Genomic DNA, 14,352 nt, shown 5'->3' with positions numbered 1-14,352 from the left:
CTGCGACCACGCGCTGCGCCTCTGCCGATGGAGATACCAGTAGGCTATGGCCGCTGCACGCAACGCGTGGCGGCGGCAGGCGCATGCATCTATCGTTTCAGCGTAGGCGACTGCCACGCAGGGAGGAAATAACGAATTGTGGAAAGTTAAGCGCCGGATTGGTGTACAGAAAAATGGCGGTTTTCCGGCCGCCGCAATCCCAGGTTCTCGCGCAGCGTGCGTCCTTCATAGTCTTCGCGGAACAACCCGCGTCGCCGCAACTCCGGCAATACCAGTTCGACGAAATCGGTCAAACCCTCCGGCAGCACGGGCGGCATCACGTTGAAACCGTCGGCGGCGTGATTCACAAAGCGCTCTTCGAGTTGATCGACGATCTGCGCCGGCGTGCCGACGAGTTGCCAATGGCCGCGCGCGCCCGCGACCCGCAAATAGAGCTGGCGGATCGTGAGGTTCTCGCGACGAGCCAGTTCGATCGTCAACACCTGACGGCTCTTGCTCGCATTCGTTTCGGGCAGCTCAGGGATCGGCCCGTCGAGTGGATAGTCCGAGAGATCAAACCCACCGGTCAGCCCGGATACGAGCGCAAGTCCGACCTTCGGATCAACGAGCGACTGCAGTTGCTCAAACTTCTCTCTCGCCTCACCTTCGGTGCGGCCGACAATCGGAAATACGCCCGGCATGATCTTCAGATCGTCCGGATGACGACCGTAAGCCGCCATGCGTCCCTTCACGTCCGCATAAAAGTCCGCCGCGTCCTGCAGCGTTTGCTGCGCCGTGAAAATCACTTCGGCGGTCTTCGCTGCGAGGTCCCGGCCTGCTTCGGACGACCCGGCCTGCACGACGACCGGATGCCCCTGCGGAGAACGCGCAACGTTCAGCGGTCCCTTGACCTGAAAGAAACGTCCCTTGTGATCCAGCACATGCCGTTTGGCGGGGTCGAAGAAACGCCCTTCGGCTTTGTTGCGGACGAACGCGTCGTCTTCCCAACTGTCCCACAGACCTCCTGTGACTTCCGCGAACTCAGCGGCGCGTGCATAACGCTCGGCGTGGTCGAAATGCTTGTCACGGTTGAAGTTCTTCGCTTCATGCTCGCTCGACGAGGTGACCAGATTCCAACCCGCACGCCCCCCGCTGATGTGATCGAGCGACGCGAACTTGCGGGCAATGTGATACGGCTCGTTGAAACTCGTCGAGGCGGTGCCGACCAGACCGATGCGCTCAGTCACGGCCGCCAGCGCCGACAGCAACGTGATCGGCTCGAACTGAGCCACGTAGCTGTGCGCCGTGCGGCTCAGAAAGTCGACGTTGTCGCCGCGTGTCCCCACGCCGTCGGCGAGAAAGATCAGATCGAACTTCGCGGCCTCGGCCGCTTGCGCGAGTCGGACATAGTGACGGAAGTTAACGCCGGCGTCCGCTTGTGCCTCGGGATGCCGCCACGCCGCAATGTGGTGTCCGGCAGGGTAAAGGAAAGCGCCGAGGCGCAGGTGTCCGCTACGTTTGCTCATGGAAGTCCAAAGGAGATGATTGACGGCGAGATCTCGCGTCGAGCTCGCCGGCTGGGCGGCCGCGTTGCGAAGCCCAGCCTCGTATTTGACGTGCTCGCGACGCGATTGCGCACGACAACCCCGTGCGGCCCTTAACGAGGTTCACTCCGCCGCCGGAATCCACGCTGCCGTGGCGGCGTCGCTCGAACGGAATGCCGGGAATTTATCGCCGAGTTCGGCGATCGTCCTGATGTTGTTCTTCACCAGATCGTCGCGTGTGATCAGCGTCGGCTTGACGACAATCCGGTGCTCGGGCGCTTGCCCCGCGAGAAGCAATGCCGCGGCCCGTACGGACACCGCACCGACCACCGCCGGATTCGTCGCCGCGGTCGCCACCCACGCGCTATTCGGCGCGCGAATCGCCTCGATATCGGAGGTCGAAATATCGGCGCTGTAAATACGCAGTTTCGACGACAGGTTCGCCTCGTCCGCAGCGAGCTTCGCGCCGCGTGCGAATTCGTCGTAAGGCGCGAACACCACACGAATCTCCGGATGAGCACGATAGGCTGCAGCAGCCTGGTTGGCCACCGACTGCGCGATCGGATTGTCCACCGTACCCCAGCGCGCCTTCTCCTGAACCTTCGGATGGGCGGCCTTAAAGTCACGCCATACGGCATCGCGCCGGTCGAGGGGCGCGAAACCCGCTACGTATACATAGCCGGCGGCAAAGGTATCGCCGTTATCTTTCACCGCCTGATCGAGCAGCAACGCTGCCAGATCGCGATCGCTCTGCTCGATCTGCGGTACCTTCGGATTGCCTAGGTCGACATCGAACGCGACGACCTTGATGCCTTTATCCAAGGCACGCTGCACGACGTCCTTAAGCGATTCGGGCAAGCCGTGATTCACGATAATCGCCGATACGCCCAGGCTGATCGCCTGCTGGATCTGTTCACGTTGTTCGGCCGCATCCTGACGGCCTTCGTAAATGCGTAGATCGATGCCGAGCGCTTTGGCCTGCTTTTGCGCACCGGCTTCATAGGCCTGGAAGAAATCACCCGTCGACAGATAGTTGACGAGCGCGATCTTCACGCCACCCTTGTCGAACGGTGCGGGCGCACCTTTGAGCGGAGCCGCGTGCACTACGGCGCCGGCCAGCATTGTGGCCGCCAGGGCGAGTGTGCGGAACGTAAGGCTCACATCGAGCTTGCGACGAAGAAACGATTTCATCAATGATCTCCAACCTGTTAGTCGACGTTTTTTGAGTAGGCGCGGTGCTATCCGGCATGGGCCGAAGTGTGCGTGCGATAGGCGGCGCCGGGATGCGGTTCGGCCAATCGCGGACCACCGCCATGCAACTTTTCGCGCAGCGTGCCGTTGGTGTAGTCGGTCTTGTAGACACCTCGTCGTTGCAGTTCGGGCACGACCAGGTCGACGAAATCCGCGAAGCTCTCGTGGGTCAATGCATAAGCGAGATTGAATCCGTCGACGTCGGTCTCCTCGACCCACGACTGCAACTCGTCGGCGATCTCCTGCGGACTTCCCACTGAAAGCGGTCCGAGTCCGCCAATGCCGCCCCACTTCGCAATCTCACGCACGGTCCACACACGTGTCGGATCTGCGCTCGATAAAGCCTCCACGGCCGATTGCACCGCGTTGCTCTCGATATAGCGCAGCGGCTCGTCAAGGTCGTACTTCGACAGATCGATGCCGGTCCATCCCGACATCAGCGCGAGCGCGCCCTCGTCGCTTGTATAGCGGCGATAGTCGGCGTGCTTCGCGTGTGCATCCGCCGACGTCTTGCCCGTGATCACTGTGTGCAGGTTGAAAATCAACACGTCGTGTGGGTCGCGACCGAACGACTTTACGCGTGCCCGAATATCGGCGACAAAGTTCTTCAGGATCGTGCGCGACGGGGCAGCGATGAAGATGCACTCGGCGTGCTGCGCGGCAAAGTCCTTGCCACGCTTCGAAGCGCCCGCCTGGTAGAGCACGGGCGTGCGCTGAGGCGACGGCTCGCAAAGATGAATGCCCGGCACGTCGAAATACTGCCCACGGTGGTTGATGGGATGAACCTTCGACGGTTCGGTGAAGACCTTCCGCACAACATCGCGCACCACGGCGTCGTCCTCCCACGACGCTTCCCACAGCTTGTAGCAGACCTCGAGATATTCCTCGGCAAGCGAATAGCGCTCGTCGTGATTAGCCTGAGCCGGCAAGCCGATATTACGTGCGGCGCTGTCCAGATACGAAGTGACGATGTTCCAGCCAACCCGGCCGTTGGTCAGGTGGTCGAGCGTCGACATGCGCCGCGCGAACGGATACGGGTGCTCATACGAGAGCGAGCAGGTCACGCCGAAGCCGAGATGTTCGGTCACGTTCGCCATCGCCGAGACGAGCAGAACAGGATCGTTGACCGGGACTTGCGCGGCCTGGCGAATCGCGGCTTCCCCGTTGCCGTTGAAAACGTCGTAGATGCCCAGCACGTCAGCAATGAAAAGACCGTCGAACTTGCCACGCTCGAGCAGTTTCGCGAGGTCGGTCCAGTAATCGAGTTGCTTGTAACGCCACGACGTGTCGCGTGGATGCGCCCATAAGCCTGGCGACTGATGCCCCACGCAGTTCATGTCGAATGCGTTAAGGCGGATTTCTCTGGCCATGATCGGGTTCGGTTAAGGAGTGCGCCTGGCGTCAATTCCAGGGGTGGCGTGCCGGCTTGACGCCGTTCAGATAGTAGTTACCGACCAGGTGATACTTCCAGCGCACCGGATCATGCAGGGTATGCACACGCGCGTTGCGCCAGTGCCTGTCGAGATTGTGTTCGCCGAGCGTCGACTGCGTACCGGCGAGTTCAAACAGTTTTTCGCCAGCCAGCAAGGCGATTTCCGTCGTCAACACTTTCGCTTCGCCCACGGCAACCGATGCGCGCGCCACGTCGTCTTCGGTCGTTTCGGCCTTCGCGGCGATCTCGTCGATCACGCGCGCGGCCCGTTCGAGCAAGGCCTCGGCGGCGTGCAACTGGATATGCAAATGACCGATCTCCCGCACGGTCAGCGGATCGTCACTCGCGCGCTCGACCCCGCTGTCGATCCACGGCCGCGAGCGCGAGCGCACGAACGTCAGCGTGTCGTCGAGCGCCGCCTTCGCGATGCCGGCATCGATGGCGGCCTGGATGATCTGCGAAATCGGACCGTTGAGCGTTGGAAAATCGGACACGCGATGCGCCGGCAACACGTGCGAGGACGGCACGCGTACGCTTTCCAACACGACTGTGCCGCTTGCCGTAGTGCGTTGACCGAAGCCCGACCAGTCGTCGATCACGGTCAGCCCCGGTGTGCCCTTCGGAATATAGGCGAGCCAGCCTTTGCGTTCGCTATCGAGCCCCAGTACGGGGACGAAGTCGGCGAATAGCGCGCCGGTCGAATAGAATTTGGTGCCCTGTACGACGTAGTCGCTCCCGTCCCACTTCACGCTCGTCTTCAGATCGAGCACGTTTTTTGTGCCCTTCTCCGAAAAGCCGTTACCGAAACGCTTGCCGCCCAGCACCTGGGCGAAGAAATATTTCTTCTGCTCTTCCGTGCCAGTCAGCGCGATCACGTCGACCAGGCCGAAGTGATTCTGCGGTAGCTGCCCGAGCGACGGATCCGCTGCTGCAATGATCTTGATGACTTCCGTCAAGGTGACGAACGACACGCCCGCTCCGCCGTAAGCCTTCGGCACCGTGATGGCCCACAGCCCGGATTGCGAGAACCACTCGATCTCCTCGTGCGGCAAGCGGCGTTCGGTATCGCGCTCGGCCGCGCCTTGCGCGAGGCGACCGGCAAGCTCGTGCGCCACCGCGATGGCCTGCGCATCATCGGCGATCACACGGACCGCGTGTCTACTCTCGTCGCGGGTATTCGATGAAGCCGCTTCGCCAATCTCTGCCATGGGAATCTCCGCTTGAATGACTGTGCGCTCAATCTATCAGCGGACACCGCATGCGCAAACTGAACGATTCGGCAATCGATATTCCTTCGGATGGCAAACGACATTTCGGCGACCCGGTGGCCTCAGCCGCGTGAGTCCGCAGGCCGTCCAACACTGAACGTAAACGCCAGCGCAAGGACCAGCAACACACCCTTGATGAAATCCTGCATGTAGTACGGCGCATTCAGCATGGTCAGGCCGTTGAGTAGCACGCCGACGAACACCGCTCCCACTACGGTGCCGAACACGTTGGGTCGCTTCGCGCCCCACACCGCATAACCCATTAGCGCAGCCGCCACGGCATCGAGCAGCAGGGAGTGTCCGGCGCTGACGTCGCCTCGCCCGACCCGCGCGGCGATCAGCACGCCGCCCAACGACGCAATCGCCCCTGAGGCTACATAAGCTGCGATCCGGTAGCGCGCCGTAGGTGCACCCGCCAGCCGCGCGGCCGTTTCATTGCCGCCGATCGCATAGATCACGCGGCCCCAGCGCGTCGTCTCCATCACGATGCAGGCGAGCACCGTCAACGCAATGAGAATCAGGACAGGCAGCGGCACGACATCGAAAAGACGCAGACGCCCCAATGCCAGAAACGCATCGGAGAATATCCCGCTCGCCTCCGTGCCATCGGGCAACACGGTACCGGTTGCGAGCGAGCGGCCGCCCGTCGGAATCAGTTGCAGACCGGCCAGCAGGAACAGAGTGCCGAGCGTCGCCAGTTGGTCCGGCACGCGCAGCCGCGTGATCAGCAAGCCGTTGAACAAACCGGCTGTGATGCCGAGTGCGACGCATGCGGCCACGGCCGCCAGCGCGCTGCCATGCCAGACGATCAGCACATAGCTCGCCGCCATCTGAGCCGAAGCGGCCACGCTGCCCACTGAGAGATCGAAGCCGCCCGCCGCCAACGTGATCGTCACGCCAATGCCGAGCAATGCCACAATCGATACTGCCTGAAGGATGCTGAACAGATTGTCGATGTTCAGGAAGGCGGGTTCCCTGATGGCGAACACGGCAATCAGAATCGCCAGCACGAGCAGGATGCCGGTACGCTCCATGTGATCGCGCAAACTACGCCATGCTGACTGCGCCCGTCGGCCGGATTTCACTTGGCCGGTAATAGAAGGTGTGAGGGGTTTCATTAATGAAGTTCAGAGCTCGCGTCATGGATTGGTTGAACAGTTGGGCGCTCGAGCGTCGCACGATCGAAACGCACGACGCGATCGGCAATCTCCAACGCCTCTTCGAGATCGCTGACGAACACAATCGTCGCGCGTTCGTGGGCATGTCGCCGCAAGGTATCGACGATGTCGGCGCGCGCGCCGGCGTCGACGCCCTGAAACGGTTCGTCGAGCAGCAACAAGCGCGCGCGTTCGACATGCCAGCGCGCGAGAACGACTTTCTGCTGATTGCCGCCGGACAGGCGCGTCAGGCGATCGTCGGGGCCGGTGCAACGAATGCCGAAGGTTCTGATCGCTTCGATCGCGGCACCGCGCTCTGCGGCCTCGCGTACCACGCCGCGCCTGAACCAGTTCGACAGAAACGGAAAGCTGAGCGTCCCCGCAATCGATGCGAACGGCACGCTGTCGGGAAACAACGACGTGCGCCAACGATCCTCGCCGGCGAGGAACACGCCGGCGCGAATTGAATCGGCTGGCGAACGCGGACACCATGGCTTGCCGTCGAGCACCATCTGACCACTACTTGCGTGGGTCGCACCGAAGATCGCTCTCGCGAAGCGCGATTTGCCACCACCCACCGGCCCCGCTATCGCTACGATCTCGCCGCGCTGGACGTCGAGATCGAATGAGCGGCTGGCCGGCGTCAATTGAAAATCGCGCACGCTGAAACAGGGTTCGAGCGAAGCTGCGTATTTCGCGTTCTGAGTTCGGCCTTGCGGCAGAGGCCGTCCAATCATCGTCTCGACGGCAGCGTCAAAATCGATTGGCGGGTGCAGATCGGCAACGAGATGTCCGTCGCGCACGATCGCTACCCGGTCCGCCATGCGCCGCAGATCACCCAGCCGATGCGAAACCAGCAGGATAGCGACACCCTCCTCACGCAATGGCTCGAGCCGCAGGAACAGCCGTTCCGCTTCTGCGGCAGAAAGACTGGCAGTGGGCTCATCGAGAATCAGCAGCTTGGGACGCGAAGCCAGTGCGCGCGCCAGCGTCACGAGCTGCTGACTCGCGAGCGAGAGCGACCCGAGCGGTGCGGACAGATCGACATCCAGCCCGACCCGCTCGGCAAGCGGCCTCGCAGCCTCATGGCGCGCCGCGGGCGGCACACGCCATGGCGACGCTGGATCGCACAAGCGGTCGAGCAGCAGGTTGTCCGCGATCGAGAGCGCCGGTACGACCGCGTCGGCAATCGACTGGTGCACCGTGGCAATGCCGAGTTGTTTAGCCGCTTGGGGTGACGTAGGTCGATACGGCTTGTCCAGCAGCGTCAAGGTCCCGCCGTCGGGCGCATACACGCCGCTTAAGATCTTGACGAGTGTCGACTTGCCCGCGCCGTTGGCGCCCATCAACGCGACGACTTCGCCGGGATGGATCGAGAAATCGAGGTTGGATAGCGCGACGGTTGCACCAAAGCGCTTCGTGAGCGCAGAGGCAGTCAGGATCGGCTCGCTCGAACGCGGAAGCTTTTCCGTACGATCGGGAAGCGGTGGGCGGGTCAAGTTAATGGGAGCCTTCATATACCCGAATTGAGCAAGGGCAGACGTTTCATTGTTTCTCCGGCGGGTCCGGCCAAGCGGACCCACTGCAGCCGCGACATGCTCCGGCAATGGCGACGCATTGCATACCGTCACCCAGGAACGATTGTCTGCCTGAGCGGGACTCGCGGAAAACCAATTTGTTCTGATATGCAAAGCGTCGCGCATGGCGAACCGTCACCAGAGAGAGACATTGCCGTACGCTTAGTCTTCACCGGCATATCGATGTCAGAATTCATTCGTGGTCTCAAGCGATTCGCTATTCGACAATGGGCAAATCGGTCAGAGCGTTCGTCCGTTCGTTGCTGGCTGCTTCCGCATTCGAAAAGACCATGAGAACCGACCCGCCGCGCCAGCTTCATCTGAACGTCAACATCCTCCACTCCGGCTTTGTCCCTTCCGCATGGCGTACGCCCGAAGCCGATCCGCGCGCCTTCGTCGATATCGCCCACTACGTTCGCGTCGCGCAAATTGCCGAGGCGGCGAAATTCGATGCCGTGTTTCTCGCCGATAACGCCTCGATTGCCGATCAGATCGACTTCCGCCCGATCACCGCGCTGGAGCCGACCGTATTGCTCGCCGGCATTGCTGCGGCCACAACCCATATCGGCGTAATCGGCACGGCGTCGACGAGTTATAACGAGCCGTACAACATCGCGCGCCGCTTTGCCACGCTCGATCAGCTCAGTGCGGGCCGGGCCGGCTGGAACATCGTGACGACCGCCGATCTCGGCTCAGCCCGCAATTTCGGCCGTGAGGCGGTGCCCGATCACGCGCAACGCTACGAGCGCGCAGCCGAATTCACCGAGGTGGTGAAGGCGCTGTGGGATAGCTGGGAAGACGACGCCTTTATCGGCGACAAGGCGAGCGGCCGCTTCATCGACACCACGAAGGTGCATCGCATCGATCACCGCGGCAAATACTTCAGTGTCGATGGTCCGTTCAACTTGCCGCGTAGTGCACAGGGTCATCCGGTGCTGATTCAGGCCGGCGGCTCAGCCGACGGACGCGAACTCGCGGCCCGGCACGCGGAAGCCGTGTTCTCGGCATCGCAGTCGTTCGACGAAGCAGCCGCCTATGCGCGCGAACTGAAATCTCGCGCTGCGGCATGGGGACGTGGCAACAACGCAATTCGCGTGCTACCCGGTCTCACCACCATCATCGGCGCAACCGAAGCCGAGGCCCTGCGCCGTCGCGATGATCTGGTCGACCTGATTCCGTGGAGCTATAGCCTCACTCGGCTGGCCGGCATATTGGGCATTAGCGTCGACCGGTTGAAACTCGACGAGCGCCTGCCGGAAGATCTCTCATTGCCCGGCAACGGCAATGGCAATCACACGTTCTTCAACGCAACGCTCGCACAAGCACGGACCCATGGATACACGGCGCGTCAGTTGATCCGCGCGCTTGCGGGCGGTGGCGGACATCGCGTCGTCGTCGGCACGCCGGAACAGATCGCCGACGATATCGAACACTGGTTCAAAGGCGGCGCTGCCGACGGTTTCAATCTGATGCCGGATGTTCTGCCCGGTGGCTTGCAGGACTTCGCCGATGGCGTGGTTCCGCTTCTGCAGCAACGTGGTCTTTTCCGTACCGAATACGAGGGCAGCACGCTGCGTGAACACTTCCGGTTGCGACGGCCTGTCAGCCGCCACCTGCATCCACGGGAAGTGGCCGCAACCGCGTAAGCGCTCTTTTCAACACGCTGGATACCGGGACCCGGGCTTGCACAGTCACTGCTCGGACCGGCGAACACACGAATGAGATCCCGGGCGTCACCTCGGCGCGCAAACGCGCCGTGAAGTAAGCCAATTTGTGGTCCGGTTATTTCACGTGGGCAAAAAAGCGGTTCTCAGGCCGTGGCAAGCCCAGATTCTCGCGCAGCGTCGCGCCTTCGTATTCGCGCCGGAACAAACCGCGCTTCTGCAACTCGGGAATGACCTTGTCAACAAAGTCGTCAAGACCGCCCGGTAGATACGGGAACATCACGTTGAACCCATCAGAGCCCTCTTCCACCAGCCATTGCTCCATCTGATCAGCGATCATTTTCGCCGTGCCCACCATCTCGAGCCCCGAGTATCCGCCGATGCGTTGAGCGAGTTGACGAATTGTCAGCCCGTCGCGCTGCGCCCATTCAACCACCCGCTGCCGTGCTGTCCGGCTCGCATTGGTTTCGGGAATCTCGGGCAGCGGGCCGTCCGGATCGAAACCGGACACGTCGTGCCCCAATGCAATCGACAACGAAGCGATTCCGCTCTCGTAGTGCACGAACGTGTCAAGCCGCGCCCGAATCTCCTCCGCCTCTTCCAGGGTATCGCCGACGACCACGAAGGCGGCCGGAAGTATTTTCATGTGGTCGCGTTCACGCCCGAGTCTTTCCATCCGGCCTTTCACATCGGCATAGAAGCGCTTGCCGTCAGCCAGCAGGGTTTGCGCGGTAAACACCACCTCGGCGGTTTCAGCGGCAATCTGGCGCCCCGCTTCCGATGAACCTGCCTGCACGATGACGGGCCATCCCTGAACGGGGCGCGCAATATTCAACGGGCCGCGCACCGAGAAGTTCTCGCTCTTGTAGTTCAGCACATGCAGTTTCTCCGGATCGAAGAAGGTGCCGGTTTCCGTATCGCGGATAAAAGCATCATCGGCCCAACTGTCCCAGAGCCCGGTCACCACGTCGAAGAACTCGCGGGCGCGCCGGTACCGCTCGTCGTGTTCGACATGCTCGTCGAGACCGAAATTGAGCGCGGCATCGGGGTTCGACGTCGTCACGAGATTCCATCCCGCGCGGCCACCGCTGATATGGTCGAGCGAGGCAAAGCGCCTCGCGACGTGATAAGGCGCGTCGAACGTAGTGGACGCCGTGGCGATAAGCCCGAGCCGTTCCGTGACCGCCGCCAGCGCGGGCAGCAATGTCAGCGGTTCGAACGACGTGACGGTGTGGCTATGCTTGAGCGCGTCGAGCGGCATGTTGAGCACCGCGAGGTGATCGGCCATGAAGAACGCGTCGAAGCGGCCACGCTCGAGCGTCTGCGCGAAGCGCTTCAGGTGCGCAAAATTGAAGTTGGCGTCGGGATAGGCGCCGGGATAGCGCCATGCGCCGGTGTGAATTGTCGTGGGACGCATGAAAGCGCCGAGGCGAAGCTGACGTGACATTTAGCAAGCTCCATCGCAAACAGGTCGGGTCAGTTTAATCGTCCTTCGCCGACGCTGCTTGCCACCGCCCACCACCTGGCACCCGCCCGCCGAACGCGATGTGCCGGGGCTCCGGCGCTATCGGACACGCCAAAAGCTGTTCCGCAGAAATACAAAGCACAAAATCTTCGTTCGCCCCTCAAGGCTCCCTCACTAGACTGTGATGCAACTTGTCATAACAAGTACAGACAACCCACAGATCATGCAGAAACCCGACCCGGCCAACGTGCTGCCTCTCTCCGCCCCGCCGCTCTACGAGCAGATAAAGACTGCTTTGCGCTCGCGCATTCTCGACGGCACGTATGCGGCCCATTCGCAGATGCCGTCTGAGAACGACCTGTGCACTAGGTTCAACGTCAGCCGTATCACCGTGCGGCAAGCGCTCGGCGATCTGCAAAAGGAAGGCCTCGTTTTCAAACTGCACGGCAAGGGCACCTTTGTCTCCAAGCCGAAGGCCTTCCAGAACGTCAGTGCGTTGCAAGGTTTCGCCGAAGCGATGTCGTCGATGGGCTATGAGATCGTCAACCAGCTCAAACATATCCGCTTCATTCCCGCCACCGCGCACATCGCGAGCCGGCTTCAACTGCCCGAAGGCACGAAGGTCGCCGAAATCCGTCGCGTGCGGATGCTCAATCGCGAGCCGGTGTCGCTCGAAATCACGTGGGTGCCGGAAGCGTTGGGCAAACGCCTGGCCGGCGCCGATCTCGTCACGCGCGACATCTTCCTGATTCTCGAGAACGACTGCGCGGTGCCGCTCGGCCACGCCGACGTCTCCATCGACGCGATTCTCGCCGACGATGAAATCGTCGAAGCCCTGAACGTTGAAGAAGGCAGCCCGGTGCTTCGCATCGAACGTCTGACGCATAGCGCGGACGGCACACCGATCGATTACGAATACCTCTATTTTCGCGGCGACGCGTTTCAGTACCGCTTTCGCATCGACAGGCAGAAAGAGAAGAAGACCAAAAGGAACACGAAATGAATACGCACGTGATCGAGTACGACCTGGTCGTCGTGGGAGGTGGCACCGCCGGTCCGATGGCTGCCGTCAAAGCAAAAGAACAGAATCCGAATCTGAAGGTCCTGCTGCTGGAAAAGGCCAACGTCAAACGCAGCGGCGCGATTTCGATGGGCATGGACGGGTTGAATAACGCCGTCATCCCAGGCCACGCCACGCCCGAGCAGTACACGAAGGAAATCACCATCGCCAACGACGGCATCGTTGATCAGTCAGCCGTCTACGCCTACGCCCGGCATAGTTTCGAGACCATCGAAGAACTCGACCGCTGGGGCGTGAAGTTCGAAAAAGACGGCACAGGTGACTATGCGGTCAAGAAAGTGCATCACATTGGCTCCTATGTTCTGCCGATGCCGGAAGGCCATGACATCAAGAAAGTGCTCTACCGGCAGCTCAAACGCGCACGCATTGCGATCACCAATCGCATCGTCGTCACGCGTGTTCTGACCGATGCGCAAGGGCGCGCTTGCGGCGTACTGGGCTTCGATTGTCGTACGGCGGATTTCTATGTGGTGCGCGCGAAGGCTGTCATTCTCAGTTGTGGGGCGGCGGGACGGCTCGGTTTGCCGTCCTCGGGCTACCTGATGGGAACCTACGAGAACCCCACCAACGCCGGCGATGGTTACGCGATGGCCTATCACGCGGGCGCAGCGCTAGCGAACCTCGAGTGCTTCCAGATCAACCCGCTGATCAAGGACTACAACGGCCCCGCATGCGCCTATGTGACGGGCCCGCTCGGCGGCTTCACCGCGAACGGCAAGGGTGAACGTTTCATCGAATGCGATTACTGGAGCGGCCAGATGATGTGGGAGTTCTATCAGGAACTCCAAAGCGGTAACGGACCGGTGTTTCTGAAGCTCGACCATCTCGCCGAAGAAACCATTCAAACCATCGAGCAGATTCTGCACACGAATGAGCGCCCGAGCCGGGGACGATTTCATGCGGGACGCGGCACCGATTACCGGCAGCAGATGATCGAGATGCACATCTCGGAGATCGGTTTTTGCAGCGGCCATAGCGCATCCGGCGTCTACGTGAACGAGCGCGCGGAAACCACGGTCGCCGGTCTCTACGCCGCCGGCGACATGGCCGCGGTACCGCACAACTACATGCTCGGCGCATTCACCTACGGCTGGTTCGCGGGGCAAAACGCGGCGCAATACGTCGACGGCCGTGAGCATGCGGCGCTCGATACCGAGCAGATCGAAGCCGAACGGGCGCGAATCTATGCGCCGCTCGAACGCGAGACAGGGCTTGCGCCGGCGCAAGTCGAATACAAGCTGCGCCGCATGGTGAACGACTATCTTCAGCCGCCGAAGGTCACGCGCAAGATGGAAATCGGCCTGCAACGTTTCGCTGAAATCGCCACCGACATCGACCAGATCAAAGCCGACAATCCGCACGAACTGATGCGCGCCGCGGAAGTACGGGCGATTCGCGACTGCGCCGAAATGGCGGCCCACGCGTCGCTGTATCGCACGGAAAGCCGCTGGGGGCTGTACCACCATCGCGTCGATTATCCGCAGCGTAATGACGCGGAGTGGTTCTGCCACACGCATCTGAAGAAAGATGCAGCGGGCCGCATGGTCAGCGAAAAACGCGCTGTCGAGCCGTACGTGGTGCCGCTCGACAGCCACGAGAGTCACGCCTATCAGAACCTGCGCATCGGCGAGCCCGCGCTGGCGGACGCCTGAGGAGCCACCATGTCTACGACACCGCACAACATTTTCCAGCGCAGCGCAGCGCCGGTCACGATCGACGAAGACAAATGCATCGCCGACAAAGGCTGCACGGTCTGCGTGGATGTATGCCCGCTCGACCTGCTCGCGATAGACCTGACTAAAGGCAAGGCGTACATGAAGTTCGACGAATGCTGGTACTGCATGCCGTGCGAGAAGGATTGCCCGACCGATGCGGTCAGGGTCGACATTCCTTATCTGCTGCGCTAGTAGCGAATCCTCAAGACACCACTCAAC

The 14,352-nt window shown here is 61.5% G+C and carries 11 protein-coding genes; 4 read left to right on the top strand and 7 right to left on the bottom strand.

The window, feature by feature from the left end; translation table 11 throughout:
• Positions 1 to 146: 146 nt before the first annotated feature.
• From P3T25_RS21990 to P3T25_RS21965, 6 genes are all read right to left on the bottom strand, one after another.
• Positions 147 to 1,505 carry an LLM class flavin-dependent oxidoreductase gene (locus P3T25_RS21990; RefSeq protein ID WP_154560102.1) on the bottom strand — a complete coding sequence of 453 codons (1,359 nt, stop codon included), beginning with the start codon at positions 1,503 to 1,505 and terminating at the stop codon, positions 147 to 149.
• 141 nt (positions 1,506 to 1,646) lie between these two features.
• Positions 1,647 to 2,645, bottom strand: coding sequence for a substrate-binding domain-containing protein (locus P3T25_RS21985; RefSeq protein WP_233468866.1), 999 nt, complete (start codon positions 2,643 to 2,645; stop codon positions 1,647 to 1,649).
• Positions 2,646 to 2,761: 116 nt separating this feature from the next.
• Positions 2,762 to 4,144, bottom strand: coding sequence for an LLM class flavin-dependent oxidoreductase (locus tag P3T25_RS21980; RefSeq protein WP_429358943.1), 1,383 nt, complete (start codon positions 4,142 to 4,144; stop codon positions 2,762 to 2,764).
• Between the two features lie 31 nt (positions 4,145 to 4,175).
• Positions 4,176 to 5,414: an SfnB family sulfur acquisition oxidoreductase gene (locus tag P3T25_RS21975; protein WP_171926891.1), complete on the bottom strand. Its 1,239-nt coding sequence runs from the start codon at positions 5,412 to 5,414 to the stop codon at positions 4,176 to 4,178.
• Positions 5,415 to 5,536: 122 nt separating this feature from the next.
• On the bottom strand, positions 5,537 to 6,592 hold the full coding sequence (locus P3T25_RS21970; protein WP_154560106.1) for an ABC transporter permease: 1,056 nt from the start codon (positions 6,590 to 6,592) through the stop codon (positions 5,537 to 5,539).
• On the bottom strand, positions 6,592 to 8,130 hold the full coding sequence (locus P3T25_RS21965) for a sugar ABC transporter ATP-binding protein (RefSeq protein WP_429358942.1): 1,539 nt from the start codon (positions 8,128 to 8,130) through the stop codon (positions 6,592 to 6,594). The genes P3T25_RS21970 and P3T25_RS21965 overlap by 1 nt, the downstream gene beginning before the upstream one ends.
• 368 nt (positions 8,131 to 8,498) lie before the next feature.
• Between P3T25_RS21965 and P3T25_RS21960 the strand changes: the two genes are divergently transcribed.
• Positions 8,499 to 9,854 carry an LLM class flavin-dependent oxidoreductase gene (locus tag P3T25_RS21960; protein WP_429358941.1) on the top strand — a complete coding sequence of 452 codons (1,356 nt, stop codon included), beginning with the start codon at positions 8,499 to 8,501 and terminating at the stop codon, positions 9,852 to 9,854.
• Positions 9,855 to 9,990: 136 nt separating this feature from the next.
• Here the strand turns inward: P3T25_RS21960 and P3T25_RS21955 are convergent, their stop codons facing one another.
• Entirely contained in the window at positions 9,991 to 11,319 is a 1,329-nt protein-coding gene (locus P3T25_RS21955; protein WP_429358940.1) for an LLM class flavin-dependent oxidoreductase, read from the bottom strand.
• A gap of 241 nt (positions 11,320 to 11,560) precedes the next feature.
• On the opposite strand from P3T25_RS21955, the gene P3T25_RS21950 reads away from it, so the two are divergent.
• Genes P3T25_RS21950 through P3T25_RS21940 form a run of 3 tightly spaced genes read left to right on the top strand, consistent with a single transcriptional unit; the run spans position 11,561 to position 14,325 of the window.
• A complete protein-coding gene (locus P3T25_RS21950; RefSeq protein ID WP_171926895.1) occupies positions 11,561 to 12,340 on the top strand; it encodes a GntR family transcriptional regulator in 780 nt (259 codons plus the stop codon).
• The gene (locus P3T25_RS21945; protein WP_429358939.1) at positions 12,337 to 14,070 is read left to right on the top strand and encodes a fumarate reductase/succinate dehydrogenase flavoprotein subunit; all 1,734 of its coding nucleotides are present in this window, start codon (positions 12,337 to 12,339) and stop codon (positions 14,068 to 14,070) included. Before P3T25_RS21950 ends, P3T25_RS21945 begins: the two co-directional genes overlap by 4 nt.
• Positions 14,071 to 14,079: 9 nt before the next feature.
• Entirely contained in the window at positions 14,080 to 14,325 is a 246-nt protein-coding gene (locus P3T25_RS21940; protein WP_030102639.1) for a 4Fe-4S dicluster domain-containing protein, read from the top strand.
• Positions 14,326 to 14,352: the final 27 nt, after the last annotated feature.

Origin of the sequence: Paraburkholderia sp. GAS32 (assembly GCF_050434225.1) — a bacterium.
Taxonomy (GTDB): domain Bacteria; phylum Pseudomonadota; class Gammaproteobacteria; order Burkholderiales; family Burkholderiaceae; genus Paraburkholderia; species Paraburkholderia madseniana.
This window is presented reverse-complemented; position numbering and strand designations above follow the sequence as displayed.

Excerpts from the sequence above, each read along its gene's own strand:
- P3T25_RS21940 (WP_030102639.1), top strand. The coding sequence starts at position 14,080 with ATGTCTACGACACCGCACAACATTTTCCAGCGCAGCGCAGCGCCGGTC.
- P3T25_RS21960 (WP_429358941.1), top strand. The coding sequence starts at position 8,499 with ATGAGAACCGACCCGCCGCGCCAGCTTCATCTGAACGTCAACATCCTC.
- P3T25_RS21945 (WP_429358939.1), top strand. The coding sequence starts at position 12,337 with ATGAATACGCACGTGATCGAGTACGACCTGGTCGTCGTGGGAGGTGGC.
- P3T25_RS21975 (WP_171926891.1), bottom strand. The coding sequence starts at position 5,414 with ATGGCAGAGATTGGCGAAGCGGCTTCATCGAATACCCGCGACGAGAGT.
- P3T25_RS21980 (WP_429358943.1), bottom strand. The coding sequence starts at position 4,144 with ATGGCCAGAGAAATCCGCCTTAACGCATTCGACATGAACTGCGTGGGG.
- P3T25_RS21955 (WP_429358940.1), bottom strand. The coding sequence starts at position 11,319 with ATGTCACGTCAGCTTCGCCTCGGCGCTTTCATGCGTCCCACGACAATT.
- P3T25_RS21990 (WP_154560102.1), bottom strand. The coding sequence starts at position 1,505 with ATGAGCAAACGTAGCGGACACCTGCGCCTCGGCGCTTTCCTTTACCCT.
- P3T25_RS21950 (WP_171926895.1), top strand. The coding sequence starts at position 11,561 with ATGCAGAAACCCGACCCGGCCAACGTGCTGCCTCTCTCCGCCCCGCCG.
- P3T25_RS21985 (WP_233468866.1), bottom strand. The coding sequence starts at position 2,645 with ATGCTGGCCGGCGCCGTAGTGCACGCGGCTCCGCTCAAAGGTGCGCCC.
- P3T25_RS21970 (WP_154560106.1), bottom strand. The coding sequence starts at position 6,592 with ATGAAACCCCTCACACCTTCTATTACCGGCCAAGTGAAATCCGGCCGA.